This is a genomic window from Serratia sp. TSA_7 (genome assembly GCF_052692135.1).
In genome coordinates, this window is the sequence record NZ_JBQZFU010000007.1 from 171,854 (window position 1) to 194,252 (window position 22,399).

General features: G+C 57.9%; 19 protein-coding genes. 3 read left to right on the forward strand and 16 right to left on the reverse strand.

Going from position 1 to position 22,399, the window contains the following annotated elements:
• Nucleotides 1–15: 15 nt before the first annotated feature.
• From ACUTQW_RS20050 to trmJ, 12 genes are all read right to left on the reverse strand, one after another.
• Nucleotides 16–5,007 carry an alpha-2-macroglobulin family protein gene (locus ACUTQW_RS20050; protein WP_445654955.1) on the reverse strand — a complete coding sequence of 1,664 codons (4,992 nt, stop codon included), beginning with the start codon at nt 5,005–5,007 and terminating at the stop codon, nt 16–18.
• 265 nt (nt 5,008–5,272) lie between these two features.
• Nucleotides 5,273–6,103, reverse strand: a complete 831-nt coding sequence (gene sseB, locus ACUTQW_RS20055) for an enhanced serine sensitivity protein SseB (RefSeq protein ID WP_004952083.1) — start codon at nt 6,101–6,103, stop codon at nt 5,273–5,275.
• A gap of 89 nt (nt 6,104–6,192) precedes the next feature.
• Nucleotides 6,193–7,488, reverse strand: coding sequence for an aminopeptidase PepB (gene pepB / locus ACUTQW_RS20060; RefSeq protein WP_062868290.1), 1,296 nt, complete (start codon nt 7,486–7,488; stop codon nt 6,193–6,195).
• An 83-nt stretch (nt 7,489–7,571) separates the two neighbouring features.
• Nucleotides 7,572–7,772 (reverse strand): Fe-S cluster assembly protein IscX, encoded by a 201-nt coding sequence (gene iscX, locus ACUTQW_RS20065; RefSeq protein ID WP_006327336.1) that lies wholly within the window; start codon nt 7,770–7,772, stop codon nt 7,572–7,574.
• Between the two features lie 32 nt (nt 7,773–7,804).
• Nucleotides 7,805–8,140, reverse strand: coding sequence for an ISC system 2Fe-2S type ferredoxin (gene fdx, locus ACUTQW_RS20070; RefSeq protein WP_004952086.1), 336 nt, complete (start codon nt 8,138–8,140; stop codon nt 7,805–7,807).
• A 2-nt stretch (nt 8,141–8,142) separates the two neighbouring features.
• Complete coding sequence (gene hscA, locus ACUTQW_RS20075; RefSeq protein ID WP_064799719.1) at nt 8,143–9,993, reverse strand: Fe-S protein assembly chaperone HscA; 1,851 nt, start codon at nt 9,991–9,993, stop codon at nt 8,143–8,145.
• 26 nt (nt 9,994–10,019) lie between these two features.
• Entirely contained in the window at nt 10,020–10,541 is a 522-nt protein-coding gene (hscB, locus tag ACUTQW_RS20080; protein ID WP_004952088.1) for a co-chaperone HscB, read from the reverse strand.
• Between the two features lie 63 nt (nt 10,542–10,604).
• Nucleotides 10,605–10,928 (reverse strand): iron-sulfur cluster assembly protein IscA, encoded by a 324-nt coding sequence (gene iscA / locus ACUTQW_RS20085; RefSeq protein ID WP_004952089.1) that lies wholly within the window; start codon nt 10,926–10,928, stop codon nt 10,605–10,607.
• Between the two features lie 125 nt (nt 10,929–11,053).
• Nucleotides 11,054–11,440, reverse strand: a complete 387-nt coding sequence (gene iscU / locus ACUTQW_RS20090) for a Fe-S cluster assembly scaffold IscU (RefSeq protein WP_004952090.1) — start codon at nt 11,438–11,440, stop codon at nt 11,054–11,056.
• Nucleotides 11,441–11,464: 24 nt separating this feature from the next.
• On the reverse strand, nt 11,465–12,679 hold the full coding sequence (locus tag ACUTQW_RS20095) for an IscS subfamily cysteine desulfurase (RefSeq protein WP_004952093.1): 1,215 nt from the start codon (nt 12,677–12,679) through the stop codon (nt 11,465–11,467).
• A gap of 54 nt (nt 12,680–12,733) precedes the next feature.
• Nucleotides 12,734–13,228 carry a Fe-S cluster assembly transcriptional regulator IscR gene (gene iscR / locus ACUTQW_RS20100; protein ID WP_004952096.1) on the reverse strand — a complete coding sequence of 165 codons (495 nt, stop codon included), beginning with the start codon at nt 13,226–13,228 and terminating at the stop codon, nt 12,734–12,736.
• Nucleotides 13,229–13,422: 194 nt separating this feature from the next.
• Nucleotides 13,423–14,157, reverse strand: coding sequence for a tRNA (cytosine(32)/uridine(32)-2'-O)-methyltransferase TrmJ (gene trmJ, locus ACUTQW_RS20105; RefSeq protein WP_004952097.1), 735 nt, complete (start codon nt 14,155–14,157; stop codon nt 13,423–13,425).
• 119 nt (nt 14,158–14,276) lie between these two features.
• Here trmJ and suhB point away from each other — a divergent pair, with 119 nt between their 5' ends.
• Nucleotides 14,277–15,080, forward strand: coding sequence for an inositol-1-monophosphatase (gene suhB, locus ACUTQW_RS20110; RefSeq protein WP_004952100.1), 804 nt, complete (start codon nt 14,277–14,279; stop codon nt 15,078–15,080).
• 68 nt (nt 15,081–15,148) lie between these two features.
• Here suhB and ACUTQW_RS20115 read toward each other — a convergent pair whose 3' ends face one another.
• Together ACUTQW_RS20115 and ACUTQW_RS20120 are read right to left on the reverse strand one after the other, a co-directional pair.
• On the reverse strand, nt 15,149–16,171 hold the full coding sequence (locus tag ACUTQW_RS20115) for a nickel/cobalt transporter (protein WP_004952103.1): 1,023 nt from the start codon (nt 16,169–16,171) through the stop codon (nt 15,149–15,151).
• A complete protein-coding gene (locus ACUTQW_RS20120; protein ID WP_373282272.1) occupies nt 16,162–16,797 on the reverse strand; it encodes a DUF1007 family protein in 636 nt (211 codons plus the stop codon). Before ACUTQW_RS20120 ends, ACUTQW_RS20115 begins: the two co-directional genes overlap by 10 nt.
• 178 nt (nt 16,798–16,975) lie before the next feature.
• Between ACUTQW_RS20120 and csiE the strand changes: the two genes are divergently transcribed.
• A complete protein-coding gene (gene csiE / locus ACUTQW_RS20125) occupies nt 16,976–18,241 on the forward strand; it encodes a stationary phase inducible protein CsiE (RefSeq protein ID WP_006327343.1) in 1,266 nt (421 codons plus the stop codon).
• Here csiE and ACUTQW_RS20130 read toward each other — a convergent pair.
• Both ACUTQW_RS20130 and glyA read right to left on the reverse strand, forming a co-directional pair.
• On the reverse strand, nt 18,238–19,389 hold the full coding sequence (locus ACUTQW_RS20130) for a 3-phenylpropionate MFS transporter (protein ID WP_020439612.1): 1,152 nt from the start codon (nt 19,387–19,389) through the stop codon (nt 18,238–18,240). The genes csiE and ACUTQW_RS20130 overlap by 4 nt on opposite strands.
• Before the next feature lie 155 nt (nt 19,390–19,544).
• Nucleotides 19,545–20,798, reverse strand: coding sequence for a serine hydroxymethyltransferase (gene glyA, locus ACUTQW_RS20135; protein ID WP_004952110.1), 1,254 nt, complete (start codon nt 20,796–20,798; stop codon nt 19,545–19,547).
• A 374-nt stretch (nt 20,799–21,172) separates the two neighbouring features.
• Between glyA and hmpA the strand changes: the two genes are divergently transcribed.
• On the forward strand, nt 21,173–22,363 hold the full coding sequence (gene hmpA / locus ACUTQW_RS20140; protein ID WP_166729131.1) for an NO-inducible flavohemoprotein: 1,191 nt from the start codon (nt 21,173–21,175) through the stop codon (nt 22,361–22,363).
• The last annotated feature ends 36 nt before the right edge of the window (nt 22,364–22,399 follow it).

Genomic DNA, 22,399 nt, shown 5'->3' on the forward strand with positions numbered 1-22,399 from the left:
GCGGGACAGGGTAGGTCATCGGGCAATCTCAAGTCGCGGCGGCGTAGCGCCCAACGCACGCCAGGCAGGCACATACATCGACTCAACCTGCGGCGCCGGCACCAGATAGGCGCCCGGCGTCACCGCCCGCGCCAGATACAGCAGCGTGGTATGACGGTAGCCGTCGATATTCACCGCCGCCACGTAGCGATCGTCGCGGAACTCCTGGTGCTTGATATCGGCCTGCTGCATGTCCTGCAACAGTTCGGTCACGCTGCTGGCGCTTTCGCCCAGGCTGGCGCTGCTGTCCCCCAGATTCTGGTTTTCCAGCTCCAGACCGGCCGGCAGCAGATCGACGACCAGCGCGTCCGGCACCGCGTTATCGGCCCAGACATCCAGATGCACCAGAATCAGCTGTCCGCTTTTCAACTGGGTCAGATCCACAGGTTTGCCGTCCAATCCCAGGAATTCACGGCGAATGTTCAGCACGTTGCTCTGCGGCTGCGGCGCCTGTTCAGGGTAACCGACCAGATCGGCGCGGCTGTACAGCGTACCGCTGCCGGTATTGGTGAATTGCAGCCCCGCGACCACCTGCTCGGCGGACAAGCTTTGCGTCAGAGCCTGGCTGCCGGACAGCGTCTTGCCCTGTGCCATTTGCGCCTGCCACGGCGTTTCGGCACTGCCGATCAGGTTACGCGCCGCCAGGAACAGGGCATTGCTCTCCTGCGTGGACAGATAACGCTCGCCGTTAAGCCGCTCGGACAGCGACAGCAAGCGCTGGTCGCGTACCGCCGGCAGCAGATTATTTTCGGTCAGCAGCGCCAGGATCATCGCATCGTCACGCAGCGGGCTGCCGTAATCTTCCAGCCAATAATCCTTGGCGTTGCGTTGTGTCGCCAACCCTTGTTCGATCGCCTGATTGGCGCGCGGCATATCCCCCATCAGCTTCAGCGCGACGCCAAGCTGCACCAGCGGCAAGCCTGAGCGAGCGTCGGCACGGCGTTCATACAGCTGCCGCAGTGCGCCAAGCGGCGCCTGCTGTTGACGCGCCAGCACCAATCCGGCATAGGCCTGCACCGCAAAGCGGGTGTGATCAGGGAACGGGGTATAGGCGACGTCGATCTGGTTGCGGTCCTGTAAATAGCGCTGCAGGCGGTTATTGGCCGCGGTCAATGCATCGGCCGGAACGCTGTAATTCTGCTCGCTGGCGCGGAACAGGAAGTCTGTGGCGTAGGCGGTCAACCAGAACTCTTCCTGGCTGTCGCGGTTCCACAGGCCAAAGCCGCCGTTAAAGCGCTGCATGCTGAGCAAGTGCTCAATGCCGGCATCGATGCTGCTGCGGCGGTTTTCATCACTGCCGGTTTTGATGCCCAATGCGCTCAGTTGCGCCCGGTTGGTATACAGCGACGGATAAAGCCCGCTGGTCGTTTGTTCCAGGCAACCGTACGGATAGGCGTAAAGCTCGCTGATATAACGCGCCAGATTAATCGGCGGTCTGCTGGTTAACAGCCATTGCCCCTCCAGGGTTGTCGGCACCAGGCCGGCGGCGGCATCGGCCGGCAGGCTCCAGCTTTCACCGGCGCGGATCACGCTGGCGAACTGGCGGGTCTGCGCCGGGTAAGCCGGCCGCACGCCAATCTTCCAAGTATGCTGATAATCTTTCAACGTTTCACCCGGCAGCGTCAGGCCGCTGACACTCAGCGCCACCTCACCCTGGCCAAAGCCTACCAGCGCCTGCACCGGTATCTGCAGCGTAGTGCGTTCGCCGTTTGCCAGGCTGACCTGTTGTTCGCCCGCACCTTGCAGCGCCACCAATCCGCTGGCGGCCAATTTCACCGTCAGCGTCTGCGGCTGGCCGGACAGATTGCTGACGTCCAATGCCAACTGGGTGCTGTCGCCCCCGGCCAGGAAACGCGGCGTCGCCAGCTCTGCCACCACCGGTGCGGCGACCAGGGTTTTGGCCTCCGCCTTGCCGAAGTCTTCGTCGCTCCACGCTTGCGCCATCAGCCGCAGTTCGCCGTTGAAATCCGGAATGGCGATCTGGATCTCGCCCTCGCCCTTGGCGTCCAGCTTAACCGGCTGCGCCTGTTGGGCCACGATGGTCACCGTGGTAATAGGTTTTTTACCGCCGCGCGACAACGCATCTTCTTCGTCGCCGTCACCGCCGTAACGCAGGTTGGCCAGGCGCCCTTTCCCCTCAATCAACTGACCGTAGACATCGTACTGATCGGCGCTGTAGCGCTTGCGGCCAAAGAATGCCTGATACGGGTCCGGCGTCGCGTAGTCGGTTATATTGAGAATGCCGCTGTCCACGGCGGAGAGCAGTACGTTGATTTGCTGCGGCGGTTTGCCCTCGCTATGGGCCGCCTTGACCTTCACCGTCAGCGTCTGATTCGGTCGCATGCGCTGCGGCGCCTCCAGCGTTAACGCCAGCTTGCGCCCTTCATCCACCAGCGGCAGATGCAACAGACCCACCGCCCGCTTCGGCGTCGATTGCTGCTGTTTGTCACCAGGGCGGATCACCAGCGCGCTGAGATACAGATCGTGGCGCTTCCACTCCTGGTTAATCGGCACCTCGACATCGGCACCACCGGCCGGCACCTCCAGTTCCTGCCACCACAACGGGCCATCGCTGGATTCCACCAGCAAATACCCCTTGCCGGCGGCCGGCGCTTCAATATGCAGTTTTACTTTTTCGCCCGGCTTATAGGCCGGCTTGTCCAGCTTCAGCTTCACCTGGTCCGGCCGCACCGCGCCGCTGCCGTTGGTGTTGTCTTGCCAGCTGTAACCTGCCCAGAATCGCAGGCTGGTGATCAGGTTGCTCTGCGGATCCACCACTTCAATGCGATACGCGCCCCATTCCACCGGGAAACTCACCTTGGCGCTGCCGTTGGCGGCAATATCCAAAGTCTGTTCCGCCAGCGGCAGATCTTTCTTGTCATACAGCGACTGCCAGCCTTCCCCTTCCGACCATTGCCAGTAATAGTCGCGGCGCTCACGCACCAGCCGGGCCTTCAGCCCGCTGGCCGCCAGCTTCTCCCCGGCGGCATTGGCGTAAACGATATCAAAGCCGGCCTGGGTGTTTTCATCCACGACCGGTTGAGCCTGATAGCTGTCGCTGCGGTAGTCATAAATCTGTTGTTTGTTGAACAGCGGCCGAATGCCGGGCAGCGCATCGGCAGGCCAGATCGCCTGTTCGGCGCGACGCGTTACCGGGCGGCCGCCGGACTCCAGCAGGCTGGCCTGCAGGATCGCTTTCAACGGGGATTTCACCTCGGCCCAACTGCTGTCTACCGCCACCTGCGCCTTGCCCGCACTGTCCAGCGCCTGATCGAACTCGTCCATATTGCGCGACAGGCTTTCTTCCGTCACCGAGCCAAATTCATAACCCGGCAGGCTGCTGACCGCCTCACGCTGGGGCCGCAGGAACACCTGTCCTTGCAGGCGATTGCCGGAAGCCGGCGCACCGTACAGATAGCGGCCAGTGACGTCAAACACCAGTTGCGCGTCGGGTTGCAGCGGGGTTTTCTGTGCGGTGATGTCGAGCGCCATGCGCTCCGGCAGGAAATCCTCAACCTTGAAGCCGTAAAGCCGCGGCTGGTTGTCCCCCAGATTAAAGCGCAGCGACCAGTTGCCGGTCGGCCCGCCCTCGGGGATTTGATATTGGTATTGATACAAGCCGTCCTGCGGCTGCCAGACAAAGCTACGTGCCACCTGATCGTCCGGCTTGACGATATCCACCTTCACCGGTTGGGCCGGCAGCGGCTTGCCGTCGGCATCGCGCAGCAAAGCGTTGACGATCAGCGTTTCACCCGGCCGGTACAGATCGCGCGGGCCAAAGGCGAAGAACTGTTTGCTGTAGCCTTCCGGCCCAGCGATATCAAACTCGGCCAGATCCAGCGCCGGCGTCGAGAGATCTATCATGCTGGTTTGGCCCTGTTGGGTAGCCAGCAACAAGCGCGCCTTGCTGTTTTTCGCCAGTTGAGCGTGCCCTTGCTTATCGGTCGTGCCCTGGGCCAGGGTTTGGCCTTTTTCATCCAGCAGGCGCAGCTCAACCGCGCTTAGCGCCGCGCCGCCTTCCAACCCCTGGGTAAAGATATCCAGACGATCGTGGTAGCTGTGCAGCGAAACGCCGATATCGCTGAGAGTGAACAAGGTCGCCGGATTGGTGTAACCGTAATGACCGGCCTGCTGCATCACCGCCAAATAAACGCCGGGCTGCTGCAATGCCTCTATGCCGTTCAGTGGCAACAGCAGGCGTTCGCGGGTATTGCGTTGCGGGTTGAGATCGAAACGGCCGCTGTAGACCAGGTCGGCCATTTTCAACAGCTCCTCCGACTCCCAGCTGGAAAGCGCGTTGCGATATTCCCAGTTGGCCAGGAACGCCGGTAAGGCATCGGCCTTCACCCGAAAGAAGTTAACGTCCACGTTGTCGACGTTCAGCGCCATCACCGGTAACCCCTGCGCCAATTTGGTCGGCAGCAGCGAGCCTTTGCCGGCAAAGCCGACGCTGGGTTTGATATCGCGGGTGGCGAGGGTTTGTTGCTGTTGTTGGCCCAGTTCGGCGCCGTTGACCGCTTTCAGGCCGCCTTCAACGGTCAGCACCAGCTTGCGGTTGGGTTGCAGATGACGCAGCCGCAGCTCCATCAGGTTATCCGACAGCTCCCAGGCACCGTCGATTTTACCGCTGACGCTGTCGACCAGGTGCACCCGCGCGGCGAAATCCTGATTCGGATCCAGCGGCAAAGAAAACGTCAGCACCATAGCGCTGGCGCCATCGAGTTGCAGTTCGGAAGCATCCAGCAACGCCAGCGGCTTGCCTGCGTCGCGTTTCGCCAGCACCGCCAGTGCGGCGGCATCCGGCCGTTTCGCCTGGGTGGCGCTGCTCGTCGCCCCATCGGCTTGCGCCACGGCTGTTTTTTGACCGCCATCATCACAGGCGGCCAGCAGCAGCAAGCCCCCCGCCAATGCGATCCCCTGACAAAATTTCTTGCCTGACGCGAATGCCCCTGAACGGCATGGTTTCATCGTTTAACTCCCTGGCAGCCTTTGCGCGGCTCGTCGGCGCAATATCCGGATATGGATGAATAATAGCAGCGCTGCTCCCCAAGCCGTGAAACATTTCAATCTGTGTCGAGCGTAATGGCGAAGCGCTATGCAAAGAACTGTTACGCCGATCACACTGCGTAACGTTACTGGTCACCATTAGCATTATTTGTTTTTAAAACAACATGATAGATAGAAAACCGAGCGCTACCGGCGGGCTGCGCGCCGCACGGTAGCAAAAGAAGGGTTACTGCGTTTTGTCAGTGGAAGGAATGATGTTACGCAACCAGCTGCCCCAGCGGCGCTGATAGAAAGGTTGAGTATGGGTGATCAGATAATGGCTGACCCCACGCTCTTTTTCCGACACCAGACAAAAATCCACCGGTTCGTCGTTGGGTGCCGTTTCGCTGGCCACGCTGCCGGCTTCGTTGATCAAGGCTTCGATATCGCCTTGATCGCCATCCACTTCCAGCCCCACCAGCAGGTTAGGCTTTTCATCCACCGCCTGATCATGCATCAGCGCCAGAAACGCGCGGCGTACCGGTTTGCGCTGGCTGAACAGCGTGGTCAACGCATCCACCATCGCCGACGGATATTCCTCCGGCTGGCCCAGCAGGATCTGGGTATCCTTGTCGACATAGCGTTCCGCAGGCTTGGCTACACCGCCGGTAGCCAGCAGCATCGCGACTTCCTCGGGGTAGAACTCTTTGCCGTACTCGGCTTTCGGATTAAGGAACAGATCCGCGCCTTCGGTAATCTCGAACAATACCCGCGCCGGCATGGCGATAAACGGCTGTTCATCTTCGACGGCTTTCTGCAACGCCTCCAGCGAGGAGAAGAACGGAATGATGCTGCCGCCGTCCTGTTTTTCCCAGTGCTGGATATTCACCGGAGTATCGGCATTCAGCGTAATGTCGCCGTCCTGCTGCACCTGATCGCTGTCGCCGAGAATCAATACCGTGGCATCGAGCAACTCGCGGAAAAACGCCGGGCGATGGGCCGGCTCCGTCACCGCCAGCTTCAGCAGACGTTCAAGCTCGTTCTCGCCCGGGGCGGCATCGTGATGATGGGAACTCATGGCAAACTCCAGCAATTAAATAACGGGGCCCAGCATGCTGGGCCCCGAGGATAAACCATATTCTACCGCCCGCCGCTGCGGGCTTTCAATTATTTGGCTTTGCTCAGCAGCAGATTGGCCAGAGTCCGCACGCCCAGACCGGTCGCGCCGGCAGACCACTGATCGACCGCGCCTTTGCGGTAGGTCGCGGAACAGTCGATGTGCAACCAGCCTTGCTGATAGTTTTTCACGAAATGCGACAGGAAGGCGGCCGCGGTGCTGGCGCCGGCGGTGTAAGCCGGGCCGGCCACGTTGTTCAGCTCGGCAAAATTGGACGGCAATTGGCTGCGGTGGAACTCGGCCAGCGGCAGGCGCCAGAAAGGTTCTTGCTCCGCAGCCGCGCTGGTCAACAGTTCCTGCGCCAGCGCATCGTCAAAGCTGAACAGCGCATGGTAATCGTTACCTACCGCCGTTTTCGCCGCGCCGGTCAGGGTGGCGCAGTCGATAATCAGCTCGGGGTTTTGCTCGGACGCGTCAATCAGGCCATCAGCCAGCACCAAACGCCCTTCCGCATCGGTATTCATCACCTCAACGGTTTTGCCGTTGCGATAGCGAATGATGTCGCCCAGTTTGAAGGCATTGCCGCTGACCATGTTGTCGGCACAGCACAGGAACAGCTTAACGCGCTGCTTCAGGCCGCGAGCGGCAGCCAGCGCCAGTGCGCCGGTAATGGTGGCTGCACCGCCCATGTCGGACTTCATCGAGTCCATAAAGGCACTTTGTTTCAGGCTGTAGCCGCCGGTGTCAAAAGTGATGCCTTTCCCCACCAGGCAAGCGAATACCGGTGCATCCGGGTTGCCGGTCGGGTTGAAATCCAACGCCAGCAGCACAGGGGAACGGTCGGAACCGCGGCCCACGGTGTGAAGGCCGGCGTAGTTTTGCTCGCGCAGATCTTCACCCTTGGTGATGCGGTAACTGACGGCATCGCAGCCGACATCACACAGCAGATCGACGGCGCGGGTGGCCAGTTGTTCCGGCCCCAGATCTTCTGCCGGCATATTGATGGTGTCGCGTACCCAGTCAACAATCTTCAGGCGCTGTTCCAGCTCTTTACGGTCGGCTTCCGGCAGTTCTGCCCACTCGACGCTGCGTTTGCCTTTCGGCCCACGGAACCCCTGCCAGAATGCCCAGCTGTTTTCCAGATCCCAGCCTTCACCGGCCAGCTTCACTTTTTTGATGCCCTGACCGTCGATTTTACGCGCGGCGCGCTGAACGCTGCCCAGCTTGTCGTTGCCGGTCAGGTGAATGGTCATCCCTTCCGCATTGGTGCTCAGCAACGCTTTCTCGCCCCAGCGAGCGTCCGCAGGTTGGTGCGACAGCGTTACCAGCATAATTTCAGTTGTCATAGCCTTCTCACTCCGGATTATTCTTTTATTAATCTTGTCGGATACAAAATAAACGGGCCGCCCAAGGCAGCCCGTTACGCTATTTACTCCGCTTCATCTAACCAGACCAGCAGAATCGCTTCCAGTATTTTTTCGTTGGAAGCCTGAGGATCATCGTCGAACTCTTCGAGATCGCAAATCCACTGATGCATGTCGGTAAAGCGTACGGTTTTCGGATCGGTATCCGGGTATTGGTCGTACAGGGCTTCGCCGATTTCACGGCTGTCGGTCCACTTCAGTCCCATTATGATCTCCAGCTCTGCGCCGCGACTAGCAATTAATGCTCACGCGCATGGTTAACGGTATAACGCGGCATTTCTACCACCAGGTCTTCATCGGCGACCAGAGCCTGGCAGCTCAGGCGGCTTTCCGGCTCCAGACCCCAGGCCTTGTCCAGCATGTCGTCTTCCAGCTCGCTGCTCTCTTCAAGCGAATCAAAGCCTTCGCGCACGATGCAGTGGCAAGTGGTACAGGCGCAGGATTTCTCGCAGGCGTGTTCGATTTCAATCCCGTTGCGCAGGGCAACGTTAAGGATCGATTCGCCTTGCTCGGCTTCCAGTACTGCCCCCTCCGGGCACAGATCTTGATGGGGCAGGAAAACAATTTTAGGCATGATTAAACCTCATCCACAGAATGGCCAGCCAGCGCGCGGCGAATGGAAGCATCCATACGGCGCGCGGCAAAATCTTGCGTTTGTGCATCTAATGTTTTAATTGCGGCTTCAATGGCGGCAGGATCGGTGCCCTGCGTCGCCTGTTGCAGGCCTTCCACCGCAGCGGCGATCGCCGTACTTTCAGCTTCGCTCAGCAAGGCGGCATCGCTGGCCAGGGCGCCCTGCAGGCTTTCCAGCACCCGCGATGCCTCTACCCGCTGTTCCGCCAGCATGCGCGCGCCAACGTCGCTGTGCGCATTGGCCATCGAGTCTTTGATCATGTCGGCGATCTCGCCGTCGGACAGGCCATAAGACGGCTTCACCTGGATCGAAGCCTCAACGCCGGTGGATTTCTCCATCGCCGTGACGCTCAGCAGGCCGTCCGCGTCCACCTGGAAGGTGACGCGAATATGTGCGCCCCCGGCAGGCATGGGCGGTAAACCGCGCAGCGAGAAGCGCGCCAATGAGCGGCAATCCTGCACCAGCTCACGTTCACCCTGCAACACGTGGATCATCATCGCGCTCTGGCCGTCTTTAAAGGTGGTGAATTCCTGCGCGCGCGCCACCGGAATGGTGGTGTTGCGCGGGATCACTTTCTCGACCAGACCGCCCATGGTTTCCAGCCCGAGCGACAGCGGGATCACGTCCAGCAACAGCATGTCGCTGTCCGGCTTGTTACCCACCAGGATATCGGCCTGGATCGCCGCGCCGATGGCGACCACTTTGTCCGGATCGATAGACGTCAGCGGCGTACGGCCAAAAAAGGCTCCCACCTGCTCACGCACCAGCGGCACGCGAGTGGAGCCGCCCACCATCACCACTTCAAGCACCTCTTCCGCGCTGACACCGGCGTCTTTCAGCGCGCGGCGGCAGGCCATCAGGGTGCGTTTAACCAGTGGCGCTATCAGCGCATCGAACTGCGCGCGGGTCACTTCGCCTTGCCAGTTGGCCACGTCGATGCTGACGCTGTCGGCATCGCTCAACGCAATTTTGGCGGCGATAGCCGCATCCAATAACTGGCGCTGGAGGCCATGATCGCTGCGATCGGCCACGCCGGCCCGCTCGCGCAGCCAGTCGGCCAGCAGGTGGTCAAAGTCATCACCGCCCAGCGCAGAATCCCCGCCGGTGGCCAGCACTTCAAACACCCCACGGCTCAGGCGCAGAATGGAAATATCGAAGGTTCCGCCGCCCAGATCATAAACCGCAATGGTGCCTTCCTGACCAGAATCCAGGCCATAGGCAATCGCCGCGGCGGTCGGTTCGTTCAGCAGGCGCAGCACATGCAGGCCGGCCAGACGAGCAGCGTCTTTGGTGCCCTGGCGCTGTGCATCGTCAAAATAAGCGGGTACGGTGATCACGACACCGTCGAGCTCCCCTTCCAGCGCCGTTTGCGCGCGAGCGGAAAGTGCCCTGAGGATGTCGGCGGAAACGCCTACCGGATTAACCAGACCGGCTGCGGTGACAATCATCGGCAGGCCGTTATCGCTGGGCTGGAATTGGTACGGCAGGTTCGGGTAACGCTGCTGAACGTCGGCCAGCGAGCGGCCCATCATGCGTTTGATCGAGCTGATGGTATTGGCCGGATCCTGCGCCGCTTGCTGGCGCGCTTCCCAACCTACGCGCAACCCGTCAGTCTGATAGTGCACCACCGAAGGCAATAAATCGCGCCCCTGCGCGTCGGCCAGGGTTTCCGCCTGCCCACTGCGTACCGTGGCGACCAGAGAATTGGTGGTGCCTAAATCAATACCGGCAGCCAGACGGCGCTGGTGCGGTGCGGCGCTGAGGCCAGGCTCGCTAATTTGTAATAAGGCCATATTGAAGCTTCCACAATCAGAATGTATTACTCAAAACCCAGCAGTTTTTCTTCGAGTTGTTCAACCTGTTGCTGGAGTTTGTCCAAAAAGCGCAGCTTACGCACGGTGTCGGCGGCTTCGGACCACTGCTGGCTATCCAACTGCTGTACCATCAGCGCGCTGCGCTGTTTGACCGTCTCGTTCACCCGCGCGCCAAAATCGGCCAGCAGGCTTTCTGCATCCGCTTTGCGTTCAATGGCATCGAGCTCTTCACGCAGTTCCAACTGTTCCATCAGGAACGCGGTATCGCGCACAGTGTGCTGCTCATTACCCAAATCAAAACCGTGCAAAGATAGCATATACTCCGCGCGTTTTAATGGGTGCTTCAGCGTTTGGTAGGCTTCATTAATGGTCGCCGCCTGCTGCAACGCCATCAGGCGTTCGCGTTCTGGCTGGAGGGCATTGCGATCGGGATGGAATTGGCGCTGCAAATCCTGATAGCGAGAGGCAAGCAGGCCGCCGTCCACGGAATAGCGAACTGGCAGCCCGAATAAAGTAAAATAATCCATAGCGTGCTCTGGGCGTTATCGGATGGAGTTCCCCCGCAGCACGCGGGGGAGCACGATGGGCTGTCAGACGTTGAAGCTTTCGCCGCAGCCGCACTCGCTCGAGACATTGGGGTTGTTGAACTTGAAGCCTTCGTTCAGGCCTTCCTTAACGAAATCAAGCTCGGTGCCGTCAAGGTAGACCAGGCTCTTGCCGTCGATGATCACCTTGACGCCTTTGTTTTCAAAAACGATGTCGTCATCGTTCATTTCGTCAACAAATTCCAGCACATAAGCCATCCCGGAGCAGCCGGAGGTTCTTACCCCCAGACGCAAACCCAGACCTTTGCCGCGGTTATTCATAAAAGCCTGAACACGCTGCGCAGCGCTGTCGCTCATGGTAATTGACATCACAACCTCACACTCAATATCCCCAACCTCTTGCAAAACCGGTGTTGGGGAGCAAACCGGTGTAGGGGGCGAATATCTTCGCCCCGATCAACGCAGGCGCAATATACAGCGCCCCTACACAAAAACTACTTGGCGCTGTGCTTGCTCTTGTAGTCGGCGATCGCTGCTTTGATGGCATCTTCAGCCAGAATAGAGCAGTGAATTTTAACCGGCGGCAATTCCAGTTCTTCGGCGATCTGAGTGTTTTTGATCGCTTCGGCCTGATCAAGAGACTTGCCTTTCATCCATTCGGTCACCAGCGAACTGGAGGCGATGGCGGAACCGCAGCCGTAAGTCTTGAAGCGGGCGTCTTCGATGATGCCTTCATTGTTGACTTTGATCTGCAGTTTCATCACGTCGCCACAGGCCGGTGCCCCCACCATGCCGCTACCGACGGTAGGATCTTCGTTGTCAAACGAGCCCACGTTACGTGGGTTTTCATAATGATCGATTACTTTTTCGCTGTAAGCCATGACCTTGCTCCTGAATCCTGAGAATTAATGATGTGCCCATTCGATGCTGTTGATATCCACGCCCTGTTTGAACATGTCCCACAGCGGAGACAGGTCGCGCAGGCGGCCGATGGATTTACGCACCAGTTGAATGGTGTAATCGATCTCTTCTTCCGTGGTAAAACGCCCCAGAGAGAAACGGATCGAGCTATGCGCCAACTCGTCGGTCATCCCCAGCGCGCGCAGCACGTAGGAGGGTTCAAGGCTAGCGGAGGTACAGGCGGAACCTGAAGAGACGGCCAGGTCTTTCAGCGCCATGATCAGCGATTCGCCCTCAACGTAGTTGAAGCTGACGTTGAGAATGTTCGGAACGCCGTGTTCCAGATCGCCGTTCAGATACACTTCTTCCATATCTTTCACGCCGTTCCACAGACGATCGCGCAGCGTACGCAGGCGCGCCATTTCCGTCGCCATTTCTTCTTTGGCGATACGGTAGGCTTCGCCCATACCGGCGATCTGGTGCACTGGCAGGGTGCCGGAACGCATACCGCGCTCGTGACCGCCGCCGTGGACCTGGGCTTCGATGCGAATACGCGGTTTACGACGCACGTACAGCGCGCCAATGCCTTTCGGACCATAGATTTTGTGGCCGGAGAACGACATCAGATCGACTTTCAGCTTGCTCAGATCGATAGGCAATTTGCCCACGCTCTGGGTAGCGTCAACGTGGTAAATGATACCGCGCGCACGGCACATTTCGCCGATAGCTTCGATATCCTGCACCACGCCGATTTCATTGTTCACGTGCATGATCGATACCAGAATGGTGTCTTCACGCATGGCGGCTTCGAGATCCTGCAGACTGATAATTCCGTTGCTCTGCGGCGCCAGGTAGGTCACTTCAAACCCTTCACGCTCGAGCTGACGACAGGTGTCCAGCACGGCTTTGTGTTCGGTTTTGCTGGTGATGATGTGCTTGCCTTTCTTTTGATAGAAATTGGCCGCACCTTTAATCGCCAGGTTGTCGGATTCGGTCGCTCCGGAAGTGAACACGATTTCACGCGGGTCAGCGCCAACCAGTTCAGCAATTTGGTTACGGGCGATATCTACCGCCTCTTCCGCCTGCCACCCAAAGCGGTGGGAACGGGAAGCCGGGTTACCGAAAGTCCCGTCCAGGGTCAAAAACTGCATCATTTTCTCGGCAACGCGCGGGTCAACCGGCGTCGTTGCTGAGTAATCGAGATAAATCGGTAATTTCATTGCTCTTGTGCTCCGTACATCACTTCCAAAAACTAAAAAAATATCGCCAGCTGCTTATGCGCGCAGATTAACGTTGATAGTTTCTTGCGGACGACCGTTGGCCGTGCGACGGGTATCGTTGTTCTGACGGTCCGCCACCACCAGCACTTCCTGGTTGTTCACCAGTTCTGCCAGCGTAATGTTGTTCAGGAACCCGCTGATGCGCTCGCTCAGATCGCGCCACAGGGTATGAGTCAGACAGCGATCGCCACCCTGACAGCCTTCTTTACCCTGGCAACGGGTTGCATCTACCGATTCATCGACGGCAGTGATGACAGCGCCAACGGCGATCTCACTTGCCTCTTTCCCCAGCAGATAACCACCGCCCGGCCCACGCACGCTGGCCACCAGGCCATTTTTACGCAGACGGGAGAATAGTTGTTCCAGATAAGAGAGCGAAATCCCTTGGCGCTCAGAAATATCCGCCAGAGGAACGGGCCCTTCCTGGGAGTGCAATGCCACGTCAAGCATAGCGGTTACGGCATAACGGCCTTTGGATGTCAGTCTCATAGCTAAATGGTTACCTGTTGGTGAAACATGGCCGAAATTCTGACATTCCCGAGTAAATCAGTCAACTATTTAACCTAGTAATTTACTCAAGTATTAGCACATTTCGTCCTGAGCTATATCAAATGCATATAAAATACATGTTATAACCATTGGATAACTAATACTATTATTACCGGCCGTTACGCCACATCAAATTAATTACCTTGATGTTTATCCTGTTTCTCTATCGACGTCAGCATGCCACGCAAGATATTCAGCTCCTGAGCTTCCGGCCGCGCTCGGGTGAATAAACGGCGCAATCTGCTCATTACCTGCCCCGGATGTGCCGGGCGGATAAAGCCGCTGTGCTGCAGCGTTTGTTCCAGGTGCTGATAGAAACGTTCGAGATCGTCCACCAGAGGATAAGGCGTTTCTTCCAACTGCGGCACCCCCACTTGCTGGCGATCGAGATAAGCCACGCGCACTTCATAAGCCAGGATTTGCACCGCCATCGCCAGGTTCAACGAGCTGTAATCCGGGTTGGCGGGAATGGCGACGTGATAATGGCACTTTTGCAGTTCATCGTTGGTCAGGCCAACGCGTTCGCGACCGAACACCAGCGCAACCGGCGCGTGCTCGCCTTCGTGCACGGCACGTACGCCGCATTCGCGCGGTTCCAGCATCGGCCACGGCAAAGTGCGCGAACGCGCGCTGGTACCGACCACCAGGCTACAGCCGGCGATAGCGTCATCAAGGGTGTCAACGATAGTGGCGTTGCCGATCACGTCGCTGGCGCCTGCGGCCAGGGCAATCGCCTGCGAATCGGGTTTTATCAGCGGGTTAACCAGATAAAGGTTGGTTAACCCCATGGTTTTCATGGCTCGTGCGGTCGAGCCCATGTTACCGGTATGGGAGGTTTCTACCAGAACAATGCGGATGTTGTGCAGCATACAAACTCTGAGCGTAGCGGAAAATCACAGCATCTTAACACAGCCGTAGGCATTTTGCCGAACAGCTGCTATACTTCGCGCCGTTTCCTGTTCTTTAACATCCTAGTTGGAAGATACCCATGCATCCGATGCTGACTATCGCCGTGCGCGCTGCGCGCAAGGCCGGTAACCTGATTGCCAAAAACTACGAAACCCCGGACGCTGTAGAAGCGAGCCAGAAAGGGACCAATGACTTTGTCACTAACGTCGATCGCGATGCAGAGCATCTGATCATCGACGTGATCCGCAAGTCTTATCCGCAACATACTATTGTTACCGAAGAACGCGGTGAGCTGGTCGGCGAAGATCAGGATGTACAATGGGTGATCGATCCACTGGATGGCACCTCAAACTTCATTAAACGTTTCCCACACTTCTCCGTTTCCATCGCCGTACGCATCAAAGGCCGTACAGAAGTGGCTGTGGTTTACGATCCAATGCGCAACGAACTCTTTACCGCTACCCGCGGCCAAGGCGCACAGCTCAACGGCTACCGCCTGCGCGGCACCAATGCCAAAGATCTGGATGGCACCATCCTGGCGACCGGCTTCCCGTTCAAGGTTAAACAGCACGCAACCCCTTACATCAACGTGGTTGGCAAACTGTTCACTCAGTGTGCAGACTTCCGTCGCACCGGCTCCGCCGCGCTGGACCTGGCCTATGTGGCCGCCGGCCGCGTTGACGGTTTCTTCGAGATTGGCCTGAAGCCGTGGGACTTTGCTGCCGGCGAACTGCTGGTGCGCGAGTCTGGTGGCCTGGTGACCGACTTTGTTGGCGGCCATAACCACTTCAGCTCCGGCAACGTGGTTGCAGGCAACCCGCGCGTAGTGAAAGCCATGCTTTCTACCATGCGTGAAGAACTGAGCGAAGCGCTGAAGCGTTAATATCGCGAAGTGAGTGAATGAATAAAGAAAAAGCGCTGCAATTTATTGCAGCGCTTTTTTTATGCCGGTCAGCGGGAGAAAGGCCGGATACCACCACCGAACTCCGGCTGAGCGCTGGCATACAGCAGCAATCCGGCGAACAGCAGAATCAAGCCACCGGCCAATGCCAGCGATCCCCAGGCAACGGCGCTCCAGGCGGCCGGCGCGCGCGAACGGCTGAGGCGCACCGCCAACCGGCGGCTGTAATGCACCAGCAAGGCCAACAATGAAATGGTCAGCGACGTGCCAAACGCCATCGCCAACGCCGAAACCACGCCCCAGGCGAATACGCCAATCACCTTGGAAAACAGCAGCACCAGTATCGCCCCCGAGCAGGGGCGCATGCCCATCGCCAGCACGATGGCGGTTTGCGTGCGCCAGTCACTGCCCGCCTGCAATTCGCTGTCGCTCGGCAAATGGCGATGCCCGCAACCACAATGCTCGCTGTGAACGTGATCCGCCGGCAAAGGTTGCAGGCTGTTGATACGCAGCGCCGGTGACGGGCGCAGCGCTTTCACCGCGTAATACAGGCGTTTCAGCGCCCGCCAGCTCAGCAGCACGCCAAGCAGCATGACCAAAATAAAACTGCCCTTCTCCAACCAGAAACTGCTCTGATGCAGTTGGCGGGAGGATAATTGCAGTACCACCAGCATCAGCGTCACCAACGCGATAGCCACCAGCCCTTGAACCAGCGAGGCGGCAAAGGTCAGTTTCAGGCTGCTTTTCAGCCGCGCCGGGTGGGTGGCCAGATAAGTGGCAATCACCACCTTGCCGTGACCGGGGCCAAGTGCATGCAGCACGCCATAGCTCAGGCTAAACAGCATCAACGCCAGCCCGGCCTGCTGGGGGGCGGCTTTTACCTGCTGCAACAGGCCGGCCAGTTGTTGATGCAGCCCCTTCTGCCACACCACGCTTTGCATCAGCAGTTGCGGCCAATAGTGCCACGCCACCTGCGCGGCCAACGCCAGCAACAGCGCAAACAGCAGCAGCGGCCACAGGCTGAAGGCCCAGTGCCGCTTACGCGCGGCGTTCTGGCTAAGGTTTATTGACATTGCAAAGTGACCCGCTGCGCGAACTGTTGCCCCAGCGCCATATCTTCGCTGGGTGCATCGTTCTTATCGAGGGACAATGCGTAAGCCTGCAAGGAGGAATCCGGCTTCGGCGTCATCAGGCTGAACTTGCATTGCGGCGCCATTTCCGGCGGCAGATGCAGCGCCGTTTGGTCTTTGTAAGTCATATCGACAAAATAGGTGGGATCGTAGGTGGAGATCTCAAACGGCTTGCCTGCCAGCGGCTGCGGCTCGGCCAGCGGCAACACAAACTCCAGCACCGCCTGGTGCCCCTGGCGCGACAAATGGTATTCGGTCGGCAGATTCAGGTATTTCACCGGCTTGCCGTCGCGATACACGTCGGTGAAATAGTGCTGACCTAGCACGTTGGCCATCACTTCCGCCGCCAGCTTTTTCCACACTTCCGAGTCGCTTTTCGCGTTCTGCGCATCGTACAGCAGATCCGCCGAGGTGATTTCATCCATTACCCAAACCATTTTCAAGCCGACCAGTTTTTGATCTTTCGCCACAAAGGTGGTGTTCATATCAATAAAGCTGTGCGGGTGTGCGACGACGCCGGCGCTGAATAACGCGAAAAAACCGGCCACAATAAAACGTAACTTCATCATCAAACGATACTCATTATTGTTATAAAGTAACATCAACCAACCTTCAACCGCCGTTAATCGGCACAATAATTGTGACGAAAGTGGTAAGCCGAAATAAAACCGGGCGCCGCAGCCCCGCCGCCGCATAGCCTTTTGCTATGCTTATTCATAATTTAAACGTTACGCACCAGAAGGTGATATGAGCCTGGACACTGACCCTGTGCCTGAGCTCTCCGGTCAACAACGGCGCTGCCATCTGTTACTGATGCTGTATGCGCCGGTGCCCGCAGTACAACTGGAGACTATCAGCCAAATCAACGGCGTCGACCACCCTACTGCCCGGCAAGATATAGCCGAGGTTGCCAGTGAAATCCAGCGTTTCCACCATCTGGAGCTCGTCGGCAATTCCGACGAAGGCTACCGGCTCAAGGGAAGCGCGCTCAACCAACGCCTCTGCCTGCTCCACTGGTTGCGCAGAGCCCTGCGCTGCAGCCCGGAGTTTGTCGACCAGCATTTTGCCCCCTGGCTGCACCAGGCGTTGGCGGTAAACGCCGATCCGTCGCCGCAGTTGGAAAGTTACATCAGCAGTTGTGAACCGCTGCTCAACCAGCCCCTCGATCAGCGCGATCGCCAATTTCTGCAGTATTATCTGTGTTACTGCGCCTGGGAAACCCAGCGCCAGCGGCACCCGCTATTCACCGCCACCCAGCGCACCTGGCTGCATCAGAAACCAGAGCATCAGGCGGCCAGCTTGCTTCATCAATCGCTGAATCAGCTTTTCGCCCTGCAACCCGAGACCAGCGAAAGCGATTTTCTGGTGCTGATGTTCACCATGCTGAAAAACCATAGCTACCACAGCAACGACTCGGAGGAAGATCTGCGCTTAATGAGAGCGATTGAAAACATGGTCGAGCGCTTCCAGCAGATTTCCGGCATGACCTTCAGCAGTAAAGAGGATTTGATCAGCCAGCTGTTCGCCCATCTGGCGCCTGCGGTCGAGCGCTGTCATTTTGACATCGGCATTGACAATATGCTGCTCGAGGAAGTGTTACGCATGTACCCGCGCCTGATGCGCACCACCAAGGAAGCGCTGGCACCGCTCGAACAGGAATATGAAATTCGTTTTTCCAGCGAGGAAGCGGGGTTGGTGGCCATCAGTTTCGGCGCCTGGCTGATGCAGGGTAATGCGCTGCAGGAAAAACAGGTGTTGTTATTGACGCTGGACAACCCGCAGTTGGAAGAGGAAGTGGAATATCAGATCCGCGAATTAACGCTGTTGCCATTAAATATCAAGTATCTGCCGCTGCGCGATTACCTGCGCTCCGGCGCGCCGCAGGGTATCACGCTGGTGATCAGCCCTTATGCGGCGGTACACAGTGAACCGCAACCGCCGCTGATTTATACCGAATTGCCGTTAGAACGCCAGCAGCGCAAAGCCATCCGCGCGCTGCTGGAAACGACTTAACGGTTGCCGCTGACCGCAACGGCCGGCGGGCGGATAAACAGCGCCGGCAACGCCACCGCCGCCATCACCCAGAATACCCCGCCCTGCAGATGTTCAAACAGGAAGCCGGCAATCACCGTCATAATCGCAATGCCGCCCCCCATCGCCAGCGCCGAGTAAATCGCCTGCAACCGGATCACCTCCGGCCCTTTGCGTGCAGCGATAAAACGCATCGCCGCCAGATGGCAAACGGTAAAGGTGCCGCAATGCAGGATCTGGATCACCAGCAGCCAACCCAGTTCGGTGCTGTAAGCCATCAGGCTCCAGCGCAGCACCCCGCAGCAGGCGGAAAGCAACAGCAGATTGCGCGCATTCCAGCGGCGGAACAGGACATTGCTGCTGGCGAAAATAATGACTTCCGCCACCACGCCCAGCGACCACAGATAACCAATCGTCGAAGCCGAGTAGCCGGCTTCCTGCCAGTAGATAGAGCCAAAGCTGTAATAGCCGGCATGCGCACCCTGCAACAACGTGACGCACAACAGGAAACGCCAGACCGGCCCTTCCTTGAGCATTTCGCGCAGTGAGCGGTCTGGCCCGCTTTGGGTACGCGTCTCCCCTTGCGGCATCACGCTCGGTTTCAGCATCATGCCCAGCAGCATCGCCAGCACGCTGGCGATCAGGCTATAGAGAATGGCGGTATGGCCCCAAACCGACACCATTTGCCCAGTCAGCGCAGAACCGATCACGAACGCCAGCGAGCCCCACAGCCTGACTCGACCGTAGTCCATGGTGATTTGTTTTTGCCAGGTGGCGGCCAACGCGTCGGTCAGCGGTACCAACGGCGAGAAGAACAGGTTGAAGCCGGCAATCACCAGCATCAGCCAACCCCAGCCGTTGCCGAAACAAAAACCGACGGCGAAGGCCAACGTCAGCAACGCCAGCAGGCGAAGTGCCGTCACCAGATGGGAAGGATCTTTAACCCGGGGAGCAATCAGCAAACTGCCGAGGAAACGCGCCACCAAACCGGCACCGAGCAACAGACCTATGGTTTCAGGCGCTATGCCTTCGCCTTTCAGCCAAACGCCCCAAAACGGTAAGAAGATGCCATAAGAAAAGAAGTAGGTGAAATAACTGAGAGCGAGCCAACGCGTTGATTGCAGAACCATGATCCCTCCGGTGTGTAGGCGATACTTTGACAGAGCTCACACTCACGAGCAACATTCATCCACGATCAAGGGGATAGAGTGCCAAGCAGTTCACAGTTTGCCGGTAACAGGCATAAAAAAACCCGCCGAAGCGGGTTTTTAAAGAGAAAGCAGAATTATGCGTAGACCGGCAGGCGGGCGCAGATATCCAGCACTTTCTTCTTGGTGCGTTCGATGGTGGCTTCATCGTTGATGTTGTCCAGCACGTCGCAGATCCAACCGGCCAACTCAGTCACTTCAGCGGTTTTGAAGCCGCGACGGGTCACAGCCGGCGTACCGATACGAATGCCAGAGGTAACGAACGGGCTCTTAGGATCGTTTGGCACGCTGTTTTTGTTCACGGTGATGTTGGCGCGGCCCAGGGCGGCGTCAGCTTCTTTACCGGTCAGGTTTTTGTCAACCAGGTCCAGCAGGAACAGGTGGTTATGAGTACCGCCGGAAACCACTTTGTAGCCGCGCTCCAGGAACACCTTCACCATCGCTTTGGCGTTATCGGCAACTTGCTGCTGGTAAACCTTGAATTCAGGCTCCATCGCTTCTTTCAGCGCCACCGCTTTACCGGCGATCACGTGCATCAGCGGGCCGCCCTGGCCGCCAGGGAATACGGCGGAGTTCAGCTTCTTGTACAGATCTTCATCACCGCCCTTCGCCAGGATCAGGCCGCCACGCGGGCCCGCCAGGGTTTTGTGGGTGGTGGTGGTAACGATGTGCGCGTGCGGAACCGGGTTCGGATAAACGCCGGCGGCGATCAGGCCCGCAACGTGCGCCATATCAACGAACAGGTAAGCGCCGATGCTGTCGGCGATTTCACGCATTTTTGCCCAGTCAACCAGACCGGAGAAGGCCGAGAAGCCGCCGATGATCATTTTTGGTTTGTGGGTCTGCGCTTGCTTGGCCAGATCGTCGTAGTCGATTTCGCCTTTGTCGTTGATGCCGTAAGGCACCACGTTGTACAGCTTGCCGGACAGGTTGACCGGCGAACCGTGGGTCAGGTGGCCACCGTGCGCCAGGTTCATGCCCAGAATGGTGTCGCCCGGCTGCAGCAGCGCGGTGTAGACGGCGAAGTTAGCCTGGGAGCCGGAGTGCGGCTGAACGTTGGCATAATCTGCGCCAAACAGCTCTTTAGCACGATCGATGGCCAGTTGCTCAACGATATCCACATATTCGCAGCCGCCGTAATAACGCTTGCCCGGATAGCCTTCAGCGTATTTGTTGGTCAACTGGGAACCCTGAGCCTGCATTACGCGCGGGCTGGTGTAGTTCTCAGACGCAATCAGTTCAATGTGCTCTTCCTGACGCACGACTTCTTGCTCCATTGCACGCCACAGTTCGGCATCGTAATCAGCAATGTTCATTTCACGCTTTAACATCCGGCATCTCCTGACTTAAATCGGCTAACTAAAAAATCACCAAATAACTACCCGGTTGGGTTCTGGGCAACAGTGTAAACTGTTTTCCCCTACTGAGGATAGGTCTTGACAGAGGTTTTTACGCAAACGATTGGCATAAGGCGCTGCAAGGCTTTGATCCTATATATCACGCCATCCGGCAACGGACTTTTACTCATGCTGAGGATGCGGTTTTTTCATGTTCTGTGAGCGAGATCGACGCTTAACAACGCCGCAACAAAAATAAGGGTATTTACAGCCCCGGCGGAAATCGCTAGTATTTGCGCAAACATAAAGATGCATTTAATATGCAACTTTTTAAATATACCAATAATTGAAGCCAAAGGAGCGCTACCATGCTGGATAGCCAAACCATCGCCACCGTAAAATCCACAATCCCCTTGCTGGCCGCGACCGGGCCTAAACTGACCGCCCATTTCTACGATCGCATGTTCGAACACAATCCTGAGTTGAAAGATGTTTTCAACATGAATAACCAGCGCAACGGCGATCAACGCCAGGCGTTGTTCGATGCGATCTGCGCCTATGCCGCCAATATCGAAAATCTGGCGGCGTTGCTGCCGGCGGTAGAGCGTATTGCCCAAAAGCACACCAGCCTGAATATCCAGCCAGAGCAGTATCAAATTGTCGGCGGCCACCTGTTGGCGACGCTGGACGAAATGTTCAGCCCAGGCCAGGAAGTGCTGGATGCCTGGGGCAAGGCCTACGGCGTATTGGCGAACGTATTCATCCAGCGTGAAGGCCAGATTTATCAGGAAAGTGAAGACGCGAATGGCGGCTGGCGCGAACGGCGCGCTTTCCGCATTGTCAAAAAGCAGCCGCAAAGCGACGTGATTTGCAGCTTCGTGCTGGCGCCGGTGGACGGTGGCCGCGTGATTGACTTCAAGCCGGGGCAATATCTGGCGGTCTATATCAATCACGACAGCATGGAAAATCAGGAAATCCGCCAATACTCACTGACCACTGCGCCTAACGGCGAATACTACCGCATCGCGGTGAAGCGTGAAGATCAAGGTAAGGTCTCGAATTTCCTGCATCAGCAGGCCAAAGAGGGCGATGTACTTTATCTGGCGCCGCCGCACGGGGATTTCTTCCTTGACGTGCAGCCAACCACCCCGGTAGCCCTGATCTCCGCCGGCGTAGGCCAAACGCCCATGCTCGGTATGCTCAATACCCTGCACGACAGCCAACATCAGGCGAACGTGCACTGGTTGCACGCAGCGGAAAACGGCAGCGTTCACGCCTTCGCAGATGAAGTGGCGGATATCGCCGGCCGCATGCCAAACCTGAGCAGTCACGTCTGGTACCGCGAGCCGGGCACCGACGACGTGGAAGGCCGCGATTATCAGAGCCGCGGGTTGATGAACCTCAGCGCACTGCGCGAAACGCTCGGCGAGCCACAGATGCATTACTACTTCTGCGGCCCGGTGCCGTTTATGCAGCATGTCGGCAAACAACTGCTGGAAATGGGCGTGAACGCCGAGAACATCCATTACGAATGCTTCGGCCCGCATAAGGTACTGTAATCAAACGGGGCGCGGTCTGTGAACAGCACCGCGCCC